Origin of the sequence: Deinococcus planocerae (genome assembly GCF_002869765.1) — a bacterium.
GTDB classification, from domain to species: domain Bacteria; phylum Deinococcota; class Deinococci; order Deinococcales; family Deinococcaceae; genus Deinococcus; species Deinococcus planocerae.
This window is the reverse complement of record NZ_PNOR01000022.1, coordinates 37,820-55,876: the sequence shown is the minus strand read 5'-3', so window position 1 is coordinate 55,876 and position 18,057 is coordinate 37,820. Positions and strand designations below refer to the sequence as shown.

The window sequence follows — 18,057 nt, the reverse complement described above, 5'->3', positions numbered from 1 at the left end:
CCGGGCGACAGCCAGGGGAGGAGATGAGAACGGGCCCCCTTAACCTCACCAGCTCGGCTATCGGCCCTGCCTGGAAGCACCGAATCTGTCCGACAGGCTTACCCCGAGCTATGAACTCTTCAACTGAACCCCGGAATCGGTGGGCCGCGCTGGGAGACCTCCTCCAACGCGGGGCGCTGTACGGGGTGGGCTTCGGCGCCGTCTGCGCCCTTCTCGGCCTCTTGCTGTTCAGGAACGGGCTGGCGAGCGTGCTGGCCGGGTTCAACTTCGCGGGCACCGCCCTGTGCGTCCTGGCCGGGGCGATGGCCCTCGGCGCGTCGCGGACGGCAGGAGCCGAGGCCACCGCTCGGGGCAAGCTTGGCCGCGCTGCCCCGGGCATTCAGTGGCCGCTCGCCCCCATGCTGGTCGCCCTGATCGCAGCGGGCGTGTGCTTCGGGCTGGCCTGGGTGGGCGGGCTGTGGCGGTGACGGAAGAGCAGGGGGTGACCAAGCCGCGCGGTTTGACCTCTCTTCAATATGTCGTGGTGATTTTGCCTGCCGTGTTGTTTCTCAGCCTGAGCATCTGGGGCCCATCCACAGCCTCCCAACTTCTGGGAAAGATGGGGCTGCATGTCCTGGTCCTGATCGGCTCTATCCCCAGCACCCTGTGGTTCTGGAAGCAGAGGAAGTTGGGCTGGGCCATTTTCTTTGGTGTGTTGTCGCTTTACTGGCTCTACGAATTTTTCCGTGAGCTAATCCTTCTCTTCTCCTTGCTTCAGAACTAAACTTAGCGGCGGATTCTCCGACACCTCGCCCCTGACCGACCCACCCCTACAGCGGCGTGGGCTCGACCTTCCGTGACCCCCGCTCCATCCACGCCCGCAGGCTGGCGAGGCTGTCGTCGCTCAGGCGGGTGGTCGCCGTTCCGCTCGGCAAGACGGTCCAGCCCAGGCGGTTGGCCTCCTCCGGCAGTCCGCCCAGGGCATAGGTGCCGGGGGCGACGCGGGCCGAGAGCGTCGCGGTCACCCGGTTGCGGTAGAACTCCTCCTCGAAACGCCTCTGGACACGCTGCTCGCGGTCGTGGTCCACCCCCGAGATGCCGAAGAAGGCGAAGAAACCGCCGAAGTCGATCCACGGTCGCAACCGGGGGCGTTTCACGGACACAGAGATGAGGTTGACCGGCTCCATGACCCCTCTCTACACCCCCCCTGCCCGGCCTTTGTCCCAGCCTGCGTGAGGCTTACCCGCCTTCCAGGGACAAAGCTTCATTCGCCCGGCCCGTACCGCCGCTCTCCCGGCAACTCCGCCTCTTCCTGCACCGCCCGCGCCACCGCCGAGGCGAGGGGGAGGTCGGCGGCGGCGTACCAGCCCTCCTCCAGTCGGCCCAGTCGGGAGCGGTACACACAGAGGGCCGGGCCGAAGCTGCACGCGCCCAGGCAGCCGCTCTCGGTCAGGCGGACGCTGCCGCCCGTCTTGTAGTAGGCCAGCGAGTGGCGCTCCAGGTGGGTCCAGAGGGCGCGGTACAGCAGCGCCGAGCCGCGGGCCTTGCAGTTCGGGCCCTGGCAGACGAGCAGGTGCCCACGGGTCTCGAAGTATTTCGGCGGCAAGGTAGGTCAGTCCTCCGGGATGACGAGCAGGCGTTCCCCGTCACGCGCGACCCTCGCCCGCAGCCCGTAGGCGGCGTGGAGGTGGGCGGGGGTGAGCACTTCTTCGGGGGGGCCCTGCGCGAGCACCCGGCCCCCGGCGAGCAGCAGCAGGCGGTCGGCGCGGGCGGCGAGGCCCAAGTCGTGCAGGACGGCGACCACGCCCAGGCCCCCGGCGACCTCGCAACGCAGGTGCCGCAGGAGGTCCAGCCCGTAGGCGAGGTCGAGGTGGTTGGTGGGCTCGTCGAGGAGCAGGAACCGGGGCCCGGCGGCCAGGGCCCGGGCCAGGGAGACCCGCTGCCGCTCCCCGCCCGACAGCTCGCGGACGCGGCGGTCCTCGAAACGCCGGGTGTCGGTGCGTTCCAGCGCCGCGGTCACCGCGTCCTCGTCGGCCTGGGTCCAGGGCCGGGTGGGGATCAGGCCCCACTTCCAGGCGCCCGCCCCGCGTCCGAGGGCCACCACGTCGCGGACTCGGGCCTCCAGGGGCAGCTCCTCCCCCTGCGCGAGGTAGGCGAGCGTCCGGGCCCGCTCCGCCCGGGACCACCCCGCCAGCGGACGGCCCGAGAGCCGCACCTCCCCCGCCTCCGGACGGCTCAGCCCCAGCAGTGCCCGCAGCAGCGTACTCTTCCCCGCCCCGTTCGGCCCGATCACGGCGGCGAACTCCCCGGCCCGGAACGCCGCACTCACCCCCCGCACCGCCGGGTGCGTTCCCGCCCGCACGTGCAGCTCCCGCGCCTCCAACGTGTCCACGCCGACGGCTGACGGCTGACCGCCGACCGCCCTACTCACGCCCACCCCGCCGCAGCAGCCACAGGAAGAACGGCCCCCCCAGCAGCGTCGTCACCACGCCGACCTGCGAGAGGACCGTCGTGCGTGCCAGCAGGTCGGCGAGAACGAGCAGCGCGCCTCCCAGCAGCGCGGAGACGGGCAGCAGGACCCGGTGCCCCGATCCCCACACCAGCCGGGCGACGTGCGGCACGATAAGTCCCACGAAGCCGATGATCCCCACGTACGCGACGGCGGCGGCGGTCGCCACGCTCGCGGCGATCACGACGATCAATCGCAGCCGCTCCACCGGCACCCCCAGGCTGCGCGCGGTCAGGTCGCCGAGTTGCAGGGTGTCGAGCGCGCGGCCCAGCCCCACGAGCACGCCGCACCCGATCACCGCGTAGGGCAGCACCGTTCCCACGTCGCGCCAGCCGCTGAAGCCCAGGTCGCCCAGGGTGTAGGCGAGCACCTGCCTTGCTCTGTCCTCGCCGCGCAGGATCAGGAAGGTGGTGAAGGCACTCAGGACGCTCCCCACGACCACCCCCGCCAGGATCAGGCGGGTGGTGGGAAAGCGCCGCCCCTCCCGCGCGAGGGCGAGCGTCAGCCCGACCGCCGCGAGGGACGCCGCAAGGGAGACGAGGGGAAGGACGGGACGCGACCACCCCGCCACGATCCCGACCGTCGCCCCCAGCGCCGCCCCGCTCGCCGCGCCGAGAAGGTAGGGGTCGGCGAGCGGGTTGCGGAAGACCCCCTGAAAGGCCCCGCCGCACACCGCCAGGCACGCGCCCACGATCACCGCCATCACCACGCGCGGCAATCGGAGCTGCCACACGATCACGTCGCTCCCGGCGAGTTCGGCGCCGCTCAGCCCGCGCCACAGGGCCCCAATCACCTCGCCGGGTGGGATATAGACGCTCCCCAGCCCCACCGCGAGCACGACGACCGCGAGGAGACCGGCCACGAGCGCGAAGGTGCCCCCGAAGACCCGGGGCCGGGCGGCGGGAAGGGCGGGCGCGCGGCCCTCTCGTTCAAGGCTCATCGCGCCCCGGTGGGCCAGAGAGGGGGTGGAGGGTCGGGGGTGGGAGCATGGGTCTCGTTCCTCCTCCCCGCGCGGCCAAAGCAGCACCGCCCCCGGTGAAGGGAGGCGGCGGAGGGGGCACGTCCAGGGCTCGACTGCAAGGATGCAAGGAACCCGGCGCTTTCCTCCAGTCCGCGAGAGGTCGGGGCACGGGCCGCTCCGGTCGGGGAGCTTCGGCCCGGACGGGGCGGGTGTTCGGACTCGGGACCCCCACAAGAGCACCCTTACCGTTGCGCGACAGTGCCGGAATTCCACCGGCTTCCCCCACGCCCGTCGCGGGCCACTATAGCCCCGGCCCGGCCTCCCTCACCGTGACCGGACGCCCCCCTCCACCGGCTCGGCGAGGGCGGCGATGCGCTCGCCGATCAGGGCGGTCAGGGCCTTGATGCCCCCGGTGGGCTCGATGGGTTCACCGAAGCGGACGATCCAGCGCCGGCCTACCCGGCTCAGACCCACGGGGAGCACGGGAGATTTGCCCTTGAGCGCGAGGAGGGCCACGCCGCCCTGCAACTCGCCCCCGCCGCGCGTGCCCTCGGGGAAGATGCCCAGGGTCCCGCCCCCCTGGAGGACGCGCAGGCTGGTCCGCACCGCCCCCAGGTCGTTCGCGCTGCGGTCCACCGGGAAGGACCCGCCCGCGCGGATGATTGGGCCGATGACCGGGACGAAGAGTTCTTTTTTCGCCATGAATTGCAGGTAACGGCCCGGCGGCAGGCTGCGCGCGATCAGGAAGGGGTCGAAGCCCGTGCGGTGGTTCCCGGCGACGATCAGCGGCGTGCCGGGCGGCGGGACGTTCTCGCGCCCGTGGACTTCGATGCTCTGACCCCGCAGGAAGATCGGCAGCGTCGTGACGGTCACCACGAGGCGGTACACGAGCGGATTGACCCTGGGGGCCCGGAGCGTTTCGGCGGGAGGCGCGGCGGAGGGGCGGGCGTCGCTCATGGGGCGAGCATACGCCGAGCGCCCGTCAGTAGGGATCGGCGTCCGGGTCGTCCCCGGGGGGATCGTCCGCCTCGTCGTCCTCGTCCACGTCCGGCTCGGTGGTCGCCCACTCCCCGGCCAGCACCGCCCGCACCGCCTCGATGCGTTCCCGGCAGGCGGCGTAGGCGGTCTTCGCCTCCTCCAGCAGCGGCAGCACCCGGTCGAGGTCGGCGTCCCCGCTCTCCAGCTCGGCGGCGATGCGGGAAAGCCGCGCGTAGGCCTCGCGGTAGGTGAGCGGCTGAGCGTCCGGCACCCCCCGAGCATAGCGTTCCGCCACCGAGCCGCTACCCTGGGCCATGACCGCTTCCGGAGCCCCCCACCTCCACTTCGACTTCTCGGCCCTCGCTCCTGCCGAGGTCTACAAGCTCGTCGCCGGGGTGGTCGTGCCGCGCCCCATCGCCTGGGTGAGCACCCTGGGAGGGGGCGGGCACGTCAACCTCGCCCCCTATTCCTTTTTCGGCCTGATGGGCTCGGACCCGGCGGTCGTGGCCTTCGGACCCGGCGACCGGGCGGACGGCACGCCGAAGGACACTGCCCTGAACATCGGGCGGGGCGGCGAGTTCACGGTCAACCTCGTGAGCGAGGGGCTCGCCCACGTGATGAACGCGACCGCCACCGACTTCCCGTATGAGCAGGGCGAGCCCGAGACGCTGGGGGTGGCCCTCGCCCCCGGGGTGCGCGTGCGGGTGCCGCGCGTGGCGCAGAGCCCGGCGAGCCTGGAGTGCCGGGAGGTACAGACGGTCCTGATCGGGCGCACCCGCGTCATCCTCGGCGAGGTGCTGGGGCTGCACCTGCGCGCGGACGCGGTGCAGAACCTGGAACGTCACCACGTCGAGACCGCCGCGCTCGATCTGGTGGGGCGGATGGGGGGGCGGGGGACGTACACCCGAACGCGCGACACCTTTTCCCTCGACCGCCTGACCTACGCCGCGTGGCGGGAGCGGCAGAAAGAGGCCGAGGTGCAGGCCGACGACTGACCCCGTACCCTGGGCCATGACCCTGCCCTTCCTCGTCCGCCCCGCCGTCCCCGCCGACGCGCCGGGCATCGCCCACGTCCACGTCACGAGCTGGCGGGAGACGTACACGGGCCTGATGCCGGAGGACTTCCTGACCCGGGCGACGGGCGAGGTGGCCCGCGAGCGCCGCGAAGGCTTCTGGACCCGCCACCTGGCCGCCGGGACGGGCGAGGTCGTCCTCGTCGCCGAGCGGGAGGGGGAGGTCGTCGCCTTCACCTCGGGGGGCCCCGCACGCGAGCACCCCGGCTTCGACGCGGAGCTGTACACGCTCTACGCGCTGAAGCTGGCGCAGGGGCGTGGCGTGGGCCGCGCGCTCGTCTCGGCCCTGGCGCGCGAGTTGCGGGAACGGGGCTTCCGGTCGCTGGCCCTGTGGGTGCTGGACCAAAACCCCACCCGGGCCTACTACGCCCACCTGGGCGGACGTGAGGCGGGCGAGAGGACCGAGACGCTGCCGAGCGGCGGCGAACTGCGCGAGGTGTGGATGGTGTGGGACGACCTCGCGCGGCTTACGATGGGGCCATGAGCGACCCCGCCCCCCGAGCGATGAGCGTGGAGGAGTACCTGCGAACGGAGGAGAAAAGCCCCTACAAGCGCGAGTACGTGGGGGGCTTCGTGTATCCGCTGCACGGGCAGGCGGGGGCAAGCCGCCCGCACGCGCTGATCAGCGGCAACGTCTTTGGCGTGCTGTACCTGGATGCCGTTCGCGCCGGATGCCGCCTCTATCAGAACGACATGAAACTGAGGACGGAAGGCAGCACGTCTTTTTTCTACCCCGACGTGATGCTCGTCTGTGACCAGGACAGCGGCGACAACGACGCCGAGACCTCCCCCTGCCTGCTTGTGGAAGTGCTCTCGCAAAGCACCGCCGCCCACGACCGCTTCGGGAAATATGGCGTCTACACCGCCATCCCCTCCCTCCAGACCTACCTGATCGTGGAGCAGAGGGAGCGGCGCGTGTACGCCTACAGTCGGCAGGACGGCGGGTGGGAGTTGCAGGACCTGAGCGGCAGCGGCAGCATCGACATTCCCTGCCTGGGCCGCCGCCTCACGCTGGACGAGATTTACCTGGGCGTGCTGTGAGGGACGCGGGAGGCAGTGCACGGGACGCGGTGAGGGCTTCTTCCTGCGTCCCCCTCACCGCCGCAGCTTCCTGGCCGCCTCGTCCGGGGTGATCTCGCCGCGTTCCAGGCTCGCCAGCACCTCGGCCTGGGGGTCGGCGGCTTCCGGCTCGTAGCCGATGGCGCGCAGCAGGGTATCGAAGCGGGCGCGCACGGTGGGGTAGCTCAGGCCCAGCACCCGCTCGACCTCCTTGAGGTTGCCGCGCACCCGGATGTACAGGCGCAGGAAATCGAGGTTCTCGGGCGTCAGGGTGGCGAACTCGTTGAGCTCGAACACGCCGCGCACGGTGACGCCGCTCGTGGGAAAACGCAGCTCCATGACGAGCGGGGCTTCCGTCTCGTCGGGAAAGGGCAGGGGCAGGGGGCGGGGCATGGGGTCACTCTACGCAGATGGCGGAAGGCCGAAGGTCTAAGGCGAACCCAAAAAGCCTTTTGCCATCTGCCTTCGGCCTTCCGCCTCACTTCAGGCTGAGCCTGACGCTGTTGCCCTCGCCGTCCTCGGCATTGATCAGGTCGCCGGGCGGGGGGTCGGCCTCAATCAGGAGTTGCAGCGCCTCGACGCTCAGGCCCGCGCGTTCCAGCGCCCGCAGGCCGTGGGCGGGGATCAGCTTGCCCAGGTGCGGCGCGAGGCTGACGGGGAGGTTGGCGGTGTACTCGTCGCCCTCCGAGGACTCGACCTGTACGCGCAGGATGCGGGCGGAGGGAGGGGTTGAGGCGCCGCGCCCGGCGCGGGGAGCGCCACCCCAGACAGTGCGGTCCAGGCCGTCTTCGACTCGTTCCATGATGGTGTCGATCCCTCCTGTCAGGCGGTCCACGAAGCCGTCCACGCCGCGCGGCAGCGGACCCGTTCGTACCCACTCTGCCGAACCCAGCGTGCCCGGGGCCCGGGGGGGCGGCGGCGGTTGAGGAACGTCGCGCACCCCGCGTAAAAGCAGCAGATGCTCGGCGACCTGACCCGTCTCCATCTCCTCGCGGGCGAGCAACGAGGCGACGAGTTCGCGGTCGGCCTCCGTCAGCGCGAGGCGGGGGCTTAGGGCGGCGAGCAGAGGCGCGGCGTCCTCCAGACTCAGGCGCCCCGCGCGCACGAGGTCGAGCAGACGTTTGACCTTCTCTTTCATCTCGCTTCCCCCCTCACGCCGTGTTGACCATAAGCTGCCCGGCGGTGACCCGGCAGGAGAGCGAGGCCGCCCCGTCGCCGACCTGCCCGGTGTGGCGCGCGTTCATGAAGCCGCCGCTCTTCGTGGTGGGGAAGCTCGCCATGAAGCCCCCGACCGTCACCTCGGCGTCCACGCGGACGCTGCTGCCGGGCAGGAGGGTGAGGCTGACGTTGCCCGCGTTCACCTCGACCCGGTGGTCCCCGCCCGTCAGGCAACCGGCCCAGCGCAGATTCCCGCCGTGCACGCTGGCATTCAGGGTGCGCGCGCCTTCCAGGCTCAGCCCGCCGCCGTGGATGTTCAGGTGGGTCGGGCCGCCCATCTCGGCGGCCTTGAGGTTGCCGCCGTGAACGTTCGCCGTCAGGCTCGCCGCGCGGCCCATGTGGACGTTTCCACCGTGCACGTCGGCGCGGGCCTCACCTGCCAGGTCGGGGAGTTGGAGGTTCCCCCCGTGGATTCGGGCCTGAACGTGTCGGGGCGTGAAGGGCAGGCTGAGGATGACCTTGACGGGGAGGCCGCCCGGCCAGCCCCCTTGAGGTCGGTGGGCGCGGGCCACCCGCCAGCCGCTCGGTGTGGCCGTGAGGATGACCTCGCCGCCCTCACGGTTGGCGCTGAGTTGTGGCCGAGGCACCGACCCATCGTGCAGCACGGTCAGGCTGTAGCCGTTCACCTCCAGGTCGAGGTCGGGCGGCGTCTCGCCTGGGGCCGCGTCCACGCCCGCGACCTCCTGAGCGGGAGCCACCCCCCGCTCCTCCCCCTCCAGCAGCCCCGCCGCCTCCTCGGGGGTGAGTTTGCCCTCGGCCACCAGACGCTCCACCTGCGCGCGGAAACTCTCGTTCGCGTGCTCATTCATGCGCCCCTCCTTTGAGAGAATAGAAACACCTGAGGCATAGAATGTCAAGTACCGCTTTCCATACTTAGAGCAGCAGGCCCTGATAGAGGCGAAATCAGAAGGGTCAATGGTCTCCTTTGCCGGAGGCGTGGTAAGCTAGGCTTTACATTCTCGAAAACCCGCCCGGTCTGAAGCGACGGGCCCGCTATCCTGCCTCCCATGACCCAACCCCTCCCCGACCTGACGCCCGCGCAACGCACCGAGGTGGAACTGGTGGCGCGCGGCAAGCAGGAGAAGTCCCGCGCGCTGCGTGAGCTGGGGCAACCCGAGACGCCCGAGGCCGCCCACGCGCTGCTGCTGCGCCTGGGGCTGTGGCCGGAGGCGCGGACGCCTTACGCCGACCGACTGGGGGCCGCGCTGACGCCCGTGACGCTGGAGGTGCCCGACTTCCCCGACGAGGAGCGGCTGGACCTCACCCACCTCGCCACCTTCGCCATCGACGACGAGGGCAACCGCGACCCGGACGACGCGGTGGGCATCGAGCCGCTGGAGGGGGGCCTGACCCGGCTGTGGGTCCACGTGGCGGACGTGGCGGCCCTCGTCCCGCCCGACAGCCCGCTCGACCTGGAGGCGCGGGCGCGGGGGGCGACCCTCTACCTCCCCGACCGGACGATTGGGATGCTGCCCGACGCCCTGGTCGAGAAGGCGGGCCTGGGCCTCTCGGAGACGAGCCCGGCCTTCTCGATCAGCCTCGACCTCGACGCGGACGGGAACGCGGACGCGGTGGACGTGCAACTGACTCGGGTGCGGGTCACCCGGCTGACGTACACCGAGGCGCAGGCGCGGCTGGAGGCGGGCGAGGAACCCTTCGCCACCCTCGCCCGGCTGGCCCGCGCGAGCCGGGAGCTGCGCGAGTCGGAAGGCGCCCTGAGCATCGACCTCCCCGAGGTGCGGGTGCGGGCGGACGAGGCGGGTGCCGCCGTGACGCCCCTCCCCAAGCCCGAGATGCGCGCCGTCGTGCAGGAGTGCATGACGCTGGCGGGGTGGGGGGCGGCGATCTACGCGGACGACCACGCCCTCCCCCTCCCCTTCGCCACCCAGGACGCGCCGACGCGGGACGTGCGGGGCGACTCCCTGAACGCCCACTGGGCGCGGCGCAAGACGCTGGCCCGCACCCGCTTCCAGCCCGCGCCGGGGCCCCATCACGGAATGGGCCTCGACCTCTATGCCCAGGCGACAAGCCCGATGCGGCGATATCTCGACCTCGTGGTTCACCAGCAACTCAGGGCGGCGCTGACGGGCGGCGAGCCCCTGGGCGGCAAGGAGGTCGCCGCCCGCGTCGCGCAGGCGAGCCTGAACGCGGACGCCACCCGGCAGGCCGAACGCCTCAGCCGCCGCCACCACACCCTGCGCTTCATCGCCGCGCAGCCGGGGCGCGAGTGGGAGGCGGTGGTGGTGGACCGCCGCGGCCCGCAGGCGACCCTGCTGATCCCGGACCTCGCCCTCGACCTGCCGCTGAGCACGCCCGCGCCCGTGGGTACGGCGCTCAAGGTGCGGCTGGGCGACGTGAATCTGCCCGCGCTGACGGTCCGGGTGCGCCCCGTCTGAGCCCCGGGGAGAGCGTGAGGTGGCTCCGAGGACGGCGGGAAATCGGATTCACCTTTCATTCATGTCGTCGGAGGCATGTTTAGACTTGGGATCATGAAAGCGTTGGCAACCGACATCGTGTCCCTCAGGATGAGCCATTGCCGGGCCGAACACGCAGCAGGGGGAGCGCAGTACCACCTCGCCGTGATGCACTACCGCGTGTGCCTGGAGGCCGCCGAGCGCCGCGAGGACTGCCGCGCCGTGGAGTTTTTCGCCCTCAAGCTCGCCGCCTGCTACGACGAGATGGGCCTGGGCGAGAAGGCGGCGGGGTTCCGCGCGCTCGCCTGCCCCGGCGACTCGTCGTTGCTGGGCTGAGCCTCGACCCCAGGGCCACCCGCGTCACCTTCCCCCCACCCGTGGGTGCGACAATGCGCGCCGTGAGCACGTCCCGCCCTGCCTCTCCCACCGCCGCGCACCTGACGCCCGCAGACCCCACGCCGCGCGAGTCGGGCTTGACCATGCCGCCCGAGTGGGCCCCCCACGCCGCCACCTGGATGAGCTGGCCGGGGGACGACGAGCTGTGGTTCGGCCACCTGGAGGGCGTGCGCGCCGAGTTCGCGGAACTGGTGCGCACGATTGCCCGCTTCGAGCCCGTCCACCTCCTCGTGCGCGACGAGGAGAGCGAAGGGGACGCGAGGCGGCGGCTGGGTGAGGACGTGGACGTGACCTTCCACCGCGTCCCCCTCGACGACGTGTGGATTCGGGACAACGGGCCGATCTTTGTGACGCGTGAGGACCGGGTGACGGGGGACGGGTCGGCGCAAGCTCCCTCACCCGCCGCTCAGCCACCTTCACTCTCCCTCATCAACTGGAAATTCAACGCCTGGGGCGGCAAGTTCCGCTGGGAGCAGGACGACGAGGTGCCGGAGCACGTCGCCGCCTTCCTCGGCCTGAGGCACTGGGACCGCCCCGAGGTGCTGGAGGGCGGCGGCCTGGAGGTCAACGGCGCGGGCGTGGGCCTGACCACCCGCTCGTGCCTCCTGACGCCCACGCGCAACCCGGGGCTGACCGAGCAGGGGTACGCGGCCCTGCTGCGGGGCACCCTCGGGGTGGAGAAGCTGCTGTGGCTCGACGCCGGGCTGGAGAACGACCACACCGACGGGCACATCGACACCATCACCCGCTTCACCGACGAGCGCACCATCGTGACGAGCGTGGCGGAGGACCCCTCGGACGCCAACCACCCCGTCATGGCGAAGAACCTCGCGGACCTGCGGGCGATGACGGACGCCCAGGGGCGGCCCTTCCGCATCGTGGAGCTGCCCCTCCCGGTGAGGCGGCTGGAGGGCGCGGAGGGTCGCCTGCCGCCCACCTACGCGAACTTCTACGTCGGGAACGGCTTCGTCGTCGTGCCTCAGTACGGGGACCCCAACGACGAGCGGGCGCTGGAGGTGCTGCGTCCCCTCTTCCCCGGGCGCGAGGTCATCGGGCTGAGCAGCCGCTCCATCATTGAGGGCGGCGGAAGCTTCCACTGCATGACCCAGCAGCAGCCGGTGGGGGAGCCGTGGACGGGCGGGTAATCGGGCTCGGGGACGGATACGAGGCGCGCAGGATCAGCCTGGAGGCGTACCGCGACGCCTGCAAGCGGCTGGAGGATCGCATCTTCGGCGGGAACTCGCTGTACGCTTTCGACCCGCCGAGGAAGGCGCCGCCCCCCCTGGGTGAGAGCTTCCAGTGGGGCGTCTACCACGGCGACGAGCTGATCGGCTGGCACCACGCCCACCAGAAAGACGAGCGGACGGTGGAGATGGCGGACACCGGGATTCTGCCGGAATATCAGGGGAAAGGGCTCTATACCCGGCTGCTGCCGCACCTCCTCGACGCCTTCCGCGAGGCGGGCTATCCCCTCGTGACCAGTCGCCACCGCGCGACCAACAACCGGGTGATCGTTCCCAAGCTGCGCGCCGGGTTCTTCCTCCAGGGGCTGAGCCTGTACGAGGGCGGGGTGAACGTGGCGCTGACGCTGAGCCTGGACGGTGGCTACCGGGAGGCGATGCACGTCCGCAGCGGCTTCCGGCAGGCGTCGGGCGAGGTGGCGCGGCGGCTGGGCCTCGGCGACGTGGCCGGGGGGGCGGCGGAGGGGCAGCCGGTGAGCGTGCCTCTTCCTGCCGGAACCGAGCCCGCCTTCGACCTTGGGGACGGATATACGGTCCACCCCGTCTCCAACGAGATTTACCGGGAAGTGTACGCGCAGTTGGAGCACGCGGCCTACGACACGGCGACCTTCGACTGGGGCGAGGTGCCGAGGCTGCCCCGGCCTGGTGTGCCGACCTTCGCGTGGCTGATCGCGCATGGCGGCGAGGTGGTGGGCTGGCACTCCGCCCGGGGGTGGGACGAGCGCACCCTCTATATGAGCAACACGGCCCTATTGCCGGGGCACCGGGGGCGCGGGCTGTACACCCGCCTGCTGCCGCCCCTACTCGGAACCTTCCGCGCCGAGGGCTACACCGTGGTCCGCAGCCACCACCACACCACCAACAGCGCCGTCCTCGTGCCCAAGCTGCGGACGGGCTTCGTGATCGCCGGGCTGGAGGTCAACCACCACGGGGTGATGGCCGTTCTGACCCACACTTTCGATCCCGTCTACCGCGAGTATCTCGACGTTCGCAGCGGCCTGCGCCGTCCCGCCGGGGAGGTGGCCCGCCGCCTCGGCCTGAGTCCACAGGAGCCGCAGCTCAAGGAGAAGAGCCATGTCTGACCCCGTGACCCTCGCCGTGATCCAGATGCACATGACCGACCGGCTGGAGGACAACGTGAGCCGCGCCGAGGCCCACGTCCGCGACGCCGCGCGGCAGGGAGCCCAGGTCGTGCTGCTGCCCGAACTCTTCGAGAACCTGTATTTCTGCCAGGTGGAGCGCGAGGACTACTTCGGGCTGGCGCACCCGCTGGAGGGCCACCCTTTCGTGGGACGCTTCCAGAACCTCGCCCGCGAACTCGGGGTGGTGCTGCCCCTCTCGTACTTCGAGCGGGCGGGGCAGGCGCACTACAACTCGCTCGTGTGCATCGACGCGGACGGCAGCGTGCTCGGCAACTACCGCAAGACCCACATCCCCGACGGCCCCGGCTACGAGGAGAAGTACTACTTCAACCCCGGCGACACCGGCTTCAAGGTGTGGCCCACCCGCTTCGGGCGCGTCGGCGTGGGCATCTGCTGGGACCAGTGGTACCCGGAAACCGCCCGGGTGATGATGCTCCAGGGGGCCGACTTCCTGCTCTACCCGACCGCCATCGGCTCGGAGCCTGCCGAGGTCGAGAGCCCGAATACCTACCAGATGTGGCAGCGGGCGATGGTGGGCCACGCGGTCAGCAACTCGACCTACGTGGGCTCATCCAACCGCATCGGCACCGAGCGCATCGGGGACGTGACCCAGACGTACTACGGGCACTCCTTCATCACCGACTACACGGGCGAGCTCGTGGCCGAGTTCGGCGAGGAGGAGGAAGGGGCGCTGACCCACCCCCTCCACCTCGCCGAGGCCCGGCGGTTCCGCGCGGGGATGGGCTTTTTCCGCGACCGCCGCCCCGACCTGTACGGCGCCCTCCTGACGAGCGACGGGGTGACGCGGCGGGGGTGAGGGCGTCAGGTGAGGGGACGGGAGCTTGTGGGTTCCCGCCCCCTCGCCCTTTTGTTAGCCTCGGGGCATGGACGACGCCGCGCCCGTGGAGTTCACCGCCGCCCGCGAGGAGACTTTTCGTGCGGCCTCGTCGGTGCTGGAGGGCTTCGCGCGCCTGAACGCGGCGAAGGGAGAGGCGGAGACGGCCTTTGCGGCCCTGCCCCGCCTCGTGCGGGGTTTTGCGGAGTCGGCGGTAAGTGCGGAAATCCTGCGGCAGACCGGGCAGGGCCTTCCCGCGTGGGCGGCCACCATCGAAGGGCTGACGGGCGAGGTGGCGGGGGCACGGGCGATCCTGGAGCGGGCGGAGGACGGTGCAACACTGGAACTCGCCGACCGCGAGAGGTTGCGGCGGGTGGCGGTCGAGGTCGAGCGGCAGCGTACCGGGCTCGGTCGCTTGCTGCGGTGTATGGAGGAGGCGCCGCCCAAGGTCGAGCGGGTGCCCCGGCAGTTCCTGCACGGCGAGCGGCGGCGGCTGGCGCTGGGCAACCTGCGGGCGCAGACGGAGGCGCTGCGGGCCGCGCTGGGGGCAATGCCAGCCTTGGAAGGCGGGTTGCGCCGGGTGGCCGGGGCGGGATAGGGCCATCCACGTCATCTGGCCGATGCGTCCCGCCGGCCCCTCCCCTACCCTGCGGCATGGACGAGATCGCGGCGTACTACGCGCAGGACCGGGAGCACGACCGCCTGACCCGCGGGAGCAACCGGCTGGAGTTCGAGCGGACGCGGGAACTCCTCGCGCGCTTCCTGCCGCCTCCGCCCGCCACGGTGCTCGACGTGGGCGGGGGCACCGGACCCTACGCCCGCCCGCTGCTGGAGGAGGGTCACGCGGTTCACCTGCTCGACGCGATGCCCGGGCACATCGAGCGGGTCCGGGCCGACCCCGCGCTGGCCGGGCTCGCCTCCGCCACGCTCGGGGACGCGCGGGCACTGCCCTTTCCGGACGGGAGCGCGGACGCCGTTTTGCTGCTCGGGCCGCTCTACCACCTGACGGGGGAGGGAGATCGGGTGCTCGCCCTCACCGAGGCGCGTCGGTGTCTGCGTCCGGGCGGGGTGGTCATCGCGGCGGCGATCAGCCGCACGGCGAGCACGGTGGACGGGCTCCTCGCGGGGATGGACGCCGACGAACGCTTCCGGGCAATGAGAAACGCGACACTGGAGGGAGGAGTCCATCAGCCCCCGGCCTCTGCCCCCGGCTGGTTCACCACCGCCTACTGCCACCGCCCCGAGGAGTTGCGGCGGGAGGTCGGGGCGGCGGGCTTTCAGGAAGTGGACCTCTACGCCGTGGAGGGGCTGGGGAACGTCGTGCCCGACTTCGACGCGCTGTGGGCGGACCCGGTACGGCGGGAACGGCTGCTCGACGTGATCCGCCGAACGGAGCGGGACCCCGCCCTTTTCGGCGTCAGCGCCCACCTCCTCGCCGTGGGTCACTCGCCCCCGCCGAACCCCGCGTAGCTCGCCCCCGTGAAGGTCAGGCCGTGGGCGGGCACGTTCGCCCCGGCGTCCGCGCGGCGGCGGCCCGCCAGGATGCCCGAGACCTCCTCCGGCCCGAGCTGGCCGCCCCCGACGAGGAGCAGCGTGCCGACCAGCCCGCGCACCATGTGGCGCAGGAAGCTCTCGCCCGCGACCTCGACCTCCCACACCCGCCCGCCCACGACCGGGGAGCCGGGCCGGACGCTCAGGGCGCGCACCTCCCGCACGGTCTGGCGGTCCTCCCGGGTGGCGAAGGCGGCGAAGTCGTGGGTGCCGATCAAATGGGAGGCGGCCCCGTTCATCGCCTCCACGTCGAGGGGGCCTGGGACGTGAAGCGCCCGACCCGCCCACAGCGGGTGACGCTGCGGCGAGACGAGGAGCCGGTACGTGTAGCGCCGCTCGGTGCAGGAGAACCGGGCGTGGAAGCCCTCCGGCGCGGGGAAAGCCTCTAGCACGGAGACGGTGGGCGGCAGGTGCGCGTTCAGGGCGCGGGCGAGCCGATCCGGGGGAAGGCGGAAGCCCACGGGCACGTCGAGGTGGGCGGGCATGGCGTCGGCGTGGACCCCGGCGTCGGTGCGCCCGGCGGCGACGGGGCGGGCGGCGCCCTCTCCCCCCACCCGCGCGCAGGCCGCGTGCAGCGTCTCCTGCACGCTGGGGGCGTTGTGCTGGGCCTGCCACCCGGCAAAGGCCGACCCGTCCCACGCCAACGTCAGCCGCAGGCGCGCGGAGCCCGGCGGGGGGGAGAAGGCGGGCCGCTCGCTCATGCGGGCAGGGTAGTGCCCTGTGAGGTTTGCCACGCGGCCCTGGGGGTGAAACCCACACGCGGCGCGAGATTCTTCACATGCAGTTCATGACCCCCCCGTTATGGTGGCGATTGTGAACTTCGTTCTCATCCGGCGCTCCTCCAGGCGTGAGGCGGCCCCGCGTGCCCACGTCCGGCGGGGTCTGGCCACCCTGACCCTGGTGGTCGCGGGTCTGGCGAGCGCCGCGACGACCTACCGGGTGAAACCCGGCGACAACCTGACGCTCATCGCGCGGCGGGCCGGAGTCAGCGTGGCCGCGCTGAGGGCCGCCAACCCGGGGCTGCGGGACGCGAACAACGTGCAGGCGGGCAAGACCCTGACCCTTCCTGGCCGCACCGTGCCGGAGAGCACCCACCGGGTCAAGAGCGGCGAGAACCTGACCGTCATCGCCCGCAGGTACGGCCTGAGTCTCGCGCAACTGCTGCGGGCCAACCCGGAGCTGGACGCCGGGCGGGCGCTGTGGACCGGGGCGAGGGTCCGTATTCCCGCCCGGAATGTGGCGGCGGGTCCCCCGGCTTCCCGCCCCGGCAACCGCACGCCCGGCGCGACGGTGCGTACGGCGTCCATCCGGGTCGACTCCACCGCGCCGGACACACCCACCAGAAACGGGTGGCGGTGGCCCGTGCCGGGGTACAAGGCGATCACGAGCGACTTCGGGCCGCGGGTGCTCGGCGGCGAGCGCGAGATGCACTACGGGGTGGACATCCTCGCGCCGCAGGGCACGCCCGTCCTCGCCGCGCGCCCTGGCCGGGTGATCGAGTCGCGGGCCGACTTCGAGCGCGGCTGGGGCTGGACGGTCGTGCTGGAGCACCAAGGCGGCTGGATCACCCGCTACGCGCACCTGAGTTCCACCCTCGTCCGCGCCGGGGAGCGGGTCGCCGCCGGGGAGCCCGTCGGGCGGGTGGGCAACACCGGGCGCTCCACGGGAACCCACCTCCACTTCGGCACCTACCTGCGCTGGGACCCCAAAGACCCCCTCACCCTCTACGAGTGAGCGCCGCGCCGCCCCTGCGCGTCCACTACGCCGAGGTCCGCGGCGAGGGGGCGCGGGAACAGATGGAAGCGTTCCTGGCCGCGCTTCCCGCCCTGCCGGGGTTCGTGGGTGCCGAACTGCTGGGGAGCCCGGGGCAGCCGGGCCTCGTCCTCGTGGCGAGCCGCTGGGCGGGGGAGGTCCCCGCGCTGCCCCTTCCGGCGGGGGCGCGGGGATGGGAGTTCGGGGTGCTGGACCGGCGGTGAAGGTCTGGAGGCTGCTCCTAGAATGGGGAAACCATGCGGCTTTTCCGGACCATCTCGCTCGTTCTCGCCCTGGGCGTCGCCCTCTCCTGCGGCGCGCACGCAGGTGGGGGCACGCCATCGCCCGTTCAGGTGACGTTGGGTGGGGGTGGCTGCACGCCACCCATCGGGACCGTCCTGTTCGGCTTCCGGCCCGACCCGGCGGCGTCCGCGCAGGTGCAGACCCTCTTCGCCGCCGATCAGGCCGCGCGGCGGGTGCCGCTCGAACGGATCGCCTGGGAGCGTGTCTCCCGTGAGGACGCCGAGCGGCGCGCGCAGGCCCTCGCCCTGCTGAGAGCTGGGCGACTGTCCACGGGCCAGGACCACCTGGCGGCGGCCTACCTTTTCCAGCACGGCGACTGCCCCGAGCACTACCGCCTGGCGAACCTGCTCGCCGAGCAGGCGATCCGGCGCGGCTCCCGCGAGGCCCGCTGGATCTTCGCCGCCACCTTCGACCGCTGGCAGCGCAGCCTGGGTCTTCCCCAGCGGTACGGCACCCAGTACCGGAGTGTGGGCACGGGCGGCGCGGACCCGGGCTGCAATTTCGAACTCGAACCCTACGACCCCGCCACCACCGACGAGGAGCGTGCTCGCTACGACGTGCCCCCGCTCGCCGAGGCGCTCCGGCGCGCCGAGGAGATCAACGCCCGGTGCCGGGCGGCGCGGCCCTGACCCCACCTCCACCCGCA

General features: G+C 71.9%; 25 protein-coding genes and 1 riboswitch. Of the genes, 15 read left to right on the top strand and 10 right to left on the bottom strand.

The window, feature by feature from the left end; all coding sequences use genetic code 11:
- Positions 1 to 110: 110 nt before the first annotated feature.
- Together A7B18_RS13625 and A7B18_RS13620 are read left to right on the top strand one after the other, a co-directional pair.
- Entirely contained in the window at positions 111 to 467 is a 357-nt protein-coding gene (locus tag A7B18_RS13625; RefSeq protein ID WP_102127244.1) for a hypothetical protein, read from the top strand.
- Entirely contained in the window at positions 458 to 763 is a 306-nt protein-coding gene (locus tag A7B18_RS13620; protein WP_102127243.1) for a hypothetical protein, read from the top strand. Before A7B18_RS13625 ends, A7B18_RS13620 begins: the two co-directional genes overlap by 10 nt.
- 46 nt (positions 764 to 809) lie before the next feature.
- On the opposite strand, the gene A7B18_RS13615 is transcribed toward A7B18_RS13620, so the two are convergent.
- The 6 genes from A7B18_RS13615 to xseB form a co-directional block, all read right to left on the bottom strand.
- Complete coding sequence (locus tag A7B18_RS13615) at positions 810 to 1,142, bottom strand: hypothetical protein (protein ID WP_245872883.1); 333 nt, start codon at positions 1,140 to 1,142, stop codon at positions 810 to 812.
- Positions 1,143 to 1,243: 101 nt separating this feature from the next.
- Positions 1,244 to 1,585, bottom strand: a complete 342-nt coding sequence (locus A7B18_RS13610) for a (2Fe-2S) ferredoxin domain-containing protein (protein ID WP_102127241.1) — start codon at positions 1,583 to 1,585, stop codon at positions 1,244 to 1,246.
- A 6-nt stretch (positions 1,586 to 1,591) separates the two neighbouring features.
- Entirely contained in the window at positions 1,592 to 2,317 is a 726-nt protein-coding gene (locus A7B18_RS13605; RefSeq protein WP_425430333.1) for an ABC transporter ATP-binding protein, read from the bottom strand.
- An 85-nt stretch (positions 2,318 to 2,402) separates the two neighbouring features.
- Positions 2,403 to 3,428 carry a FecCD family ABC transporter permease gene (locus A7B18_RS13600; RefSeq protein WP_102127240.1) on the bottom strand — a complete coding sequence of 342 codons (1,026 nt, stop codon included), beginning with the start codon at positions 3,426 to 3,428 and terminating at the stop codon, positions 2,403 to 2,405.
- Positions 3,429 to 3,636: 208 nt separating this feature from the next.
- A riboswitch (cobalamin riboswitch) is annotated at positions 3,637 to 3,756 on the bottom strand.
- Positions 3,757 to 3,773: 17 nt separating this feature from the next.
- On the bottom strand, positions 3,774 to 4,406 hold the full coding sequence (locus A7B18_RS13595) for a lysophospholipid acyltransferase family protein (RefSeq protein WP_102127239.1): 633 nt from the start codon (positions 4,404 to 4,406) through the stop codon (positions 3,774 to 3,776).
- Between the two features lie 25 nt (positions 4,407 to 4,431).
- Entirely contained in the window at positions 4,432 to 4,743 is a 312-nt protein-coding gene (gene xseB / locus A7B18_RS13590; protein ID WP_102127238.1) for an exodeoxyribonuclease VII small subunit, read from the bottom strand.
- On the opposite strand from xseB, the gene A7B18_RS13585 reads away from it, so the two are divergent.
- Genes A7B18_RS13585 through A7B18_RS13575 form a run of 3 tightly spaced genes read left to right on the top strand, consistent with a single transcriptional unit; the run spans position 4,742 to position 6,541 of the window.
- Positions 4,742 to 5,422: a flavin reductase family protein gene (locus A7B18_RS13585; RefSeq protein ID WP_102127237.1), complete on the top strand. Its 681-nt coding sequence runs from the start codon at positions 4,742 to 4,744 to the stop codon at positions 5,420 to 5,422. The two genes, xseB and A7B18_RS13585, sit on opposite strands and share 2 nt — an antisense overlap.
- A gap of 16 nt (positions 5,423 to 5,438) precedes the next feature.
- A complete protein-coding gene (locus A7B18_RS13580; protein WP_102127236.1) occupies positions 5,439 to 5,984 on the top strand; it encodes a GNAT family N-acetyltransferase in 546 nt (181 codons plus the stop codon).
- Entirely contained in the window at positions 5,981 to 6,541 is a 561-nt protein-coding gene (locus A7B18_RS13575) for a Uma2 family endonuclease (protein WP_102127235.1), read from the top strand. Before A7B18_RS13580 ends, A7B18_RS13575 begins: the two co-directional genes overlap by 4 nt.
- Positions 6,542 to 6,595: 54 nt before the next feature.
- On the opposite strand, the gene A7B18_RS13570 is transcribed toward A7B18_RS13575, so the two are convergent.
- The 3 genes from A7B18_RS13570 to A7B18_RS13560 form a co-directional block, all read right to left on the bottom strand.
- Positions 6,596 to 6,952: a DUF2089 domain-containing protein gene (locus A7B18_RS13570; protein WP_102127234.1), complete on the bottom strand. Its 357-nt coding sequence runs from the start codon at positions 6,950 to 6,952 to the stop codon at positions 6,596 to 6,598.
- Between the two features lie 85 nt (positions 6,953 to 7,037).
- Positions 7,038 to 7,697 (bottom strand): hypothetical protein, encoded by a 660-nt coding sequence (locus A7B18_RS13565; protein ID WP_102127233.1) that lies wholly within the window; start codon positions 7,695 to 7,697, stop codon positions 7,038 to 7,040.
- A 13-nt stretch (positions 7,698 to 7,710) separates the two neighbouring features.
- Entirely contained in the window at positions 7,711 to 8,586 is an 876-nt protein-coding gene (locus A7B18_RS13560) for a DUF4097 family beta strand repeat-containing protein (protein WP_102127232.1), read from the bottom strand.
- Positions 8,587 to 8,784: 198 nt separating this feature from the next.
- On the opposite strand from A7B18_RS13560, the gene A7B18_RS13555 reads away from it, so the two are divergent.
- The 7 genes from A7B18_RS13555 (at position 8,785) to A7B18_RS13525 (ending at position 15,275) form a co-directional block, all read left to right on the top strand.
- Positions 8,785 to 10,173, top strand: coding sequence for a ribonuclease R family protein (locus A7B18_RS13555; RefSeq protein WP_102127231.1), 1,389 nt, complete (start codon positions 8,785 to 8,787; stop codon positions 10,171 to 10,173).
- Between the two features lie 93 nt (positions 10,174 to 10,266).
- Entirely contained in the window at positions 10,267 to 10,527 is a 261-nt protein-coding gene (locus tag A7B18_RS13550) for a hypothetical protein (RefSeq protein ID WP_102127266.1), read from the top strand.
- 53 nt (positions 10,528 to 10,580) lie between these two features.
- Positions 10,581 to 11,732 carry an agmatine deiminase family protein gene (locus A7B18_RS13545; protein WP_102127230.1) on the top strand — a complete coding sequence of 384 codons (1,152 nt, stop codon included), beginning with the start codon at positions 10,581 to 10,583 and terminating at the stop codon, positions 11,730 to 11,732.
- Positions 11,717 to 12,910, top strand: a complete 1,194-nt coding sequence (locus A7B18_RS13540; RefSeq protein WP_102127229.1) for a GNAT family N-acetyltransferase — start codon at positions 11,717 to 11,719, stop codon at positions 12,908 to 12,910. Before A7B18_RS13545 ends, A7B18_RS13540 begins: the two co-directional genes overlap by 16 nt.
- Positions 12,903 to 13,787 carry an N-carbamoylputrescine amidase gene (gene aguB / locus A7B18_RS13535; protein WP_102127228.1) on the top strand — a complete coding sequence of 295 codons (885 nt, stop codon included), beginning with the start codon at positions 12,903 to 12,905 and terminating at the stop codon, positions 13,785 to 13,787. The genes A7B18_RS13540 and aguB overlap by 8 nt, the downstream gene beginning before the upstream one ends.
- 67 nt (positions 13,788 to 13,854) lie before the next feature.
- Positions 13,855 to 14,403: a hypothetical protein gene (locus A7B18_RS13530; protein ID WP_102127227.1), complete on the top strand. Its 549-nt coding sequence runs from the start codon at positions 13,855 to 13,857 to the stop codon at positions 14,401 to 14,403.
- Between the two features lie 56 nt (positions 14,404 to 14,459).
- The gene (locus A7B18_RS13525) at positions 14,460 to 15,275 is read left to right on the top strand and encodes a class I SAM-dependent methyltransferase (RefSeq protein WP_102127226.1); all 816 of its coding nucleotides are present in this window, start codon (positions 14,460 to 14,462) and stop codon (positions 15,273 to 15,275) included.
- Here the strand turns inward: A7B18_RS13525 and truA are convergent.
- The gene (gene truA / locus A7B18_RS13520; protein WP_102127225.1) at positions 15,248 to 16,057 is read right to left on the bottom strand and encodes a tRNA pseudouridine(38-40) synthase TruA; all 810 of its coding nucleotides are present in this window, start codon (positions 16,055 to 16,057) and stop codon (positions 15,248 to 15,250) included. The two genes, A7B18_RS13525 and truA, sit on opposite strands and share 28 nt — an antisense overlap.
- Positions 16,058 to 16,169: 112 nt before the next feature.
- Here truA and A7B18_RS13515 point away from each other — a divergent pair, with 112 nt between their 5' ends.
- The 3 genes from A7B18_RS13515 to A7B18_RS13505 are packed head-to-tail and all read left to right on the top strand — an operon-like array spanning position 16,170 to position 18,040.
- Positions 16,170 to 17,090, top strand: a complete 921-nt coding sequence (locus tag A7B18_RS13515) for a peptidoglycan DD-metalloendopeptidase family protein (protein WP_245872881.1) — start codon at positions 16,170 to 16,172, stop codon at positions 17,088 to 17,090.
- Positions 17,087 to 17,332: an antibiotic biosynthesis monooxygenase family protein gene (locus A7B18_RS13510; RefSeq protein WP_245872880.1), complete on the top strand. Its 246-nt coding sequence runs from the start codon at positions 17,087 to 17,089 to the stop codon at positions 17,330 to 17,332. Before A7B18_RS13515 ends, A7B18_RS13510 begins: the two co-directional genes overlap by 4 nt.
- Before the next feature lie 33 nt (positions 17,333 to 17,365).
- On the top strand, positions 17,366 to 18,040 hold the full coding sequence (locus tag A7B18_RS13505) for a hypothetical protein (RefSeq protein WP_102127223.1): 675 nt from the start codon (positions 17,366 to 17,368) through the stop codon (positions 18,038 to 18,040).
- Positions 18,041 to 18,057 lie beyond the last annotated feature (17 nt).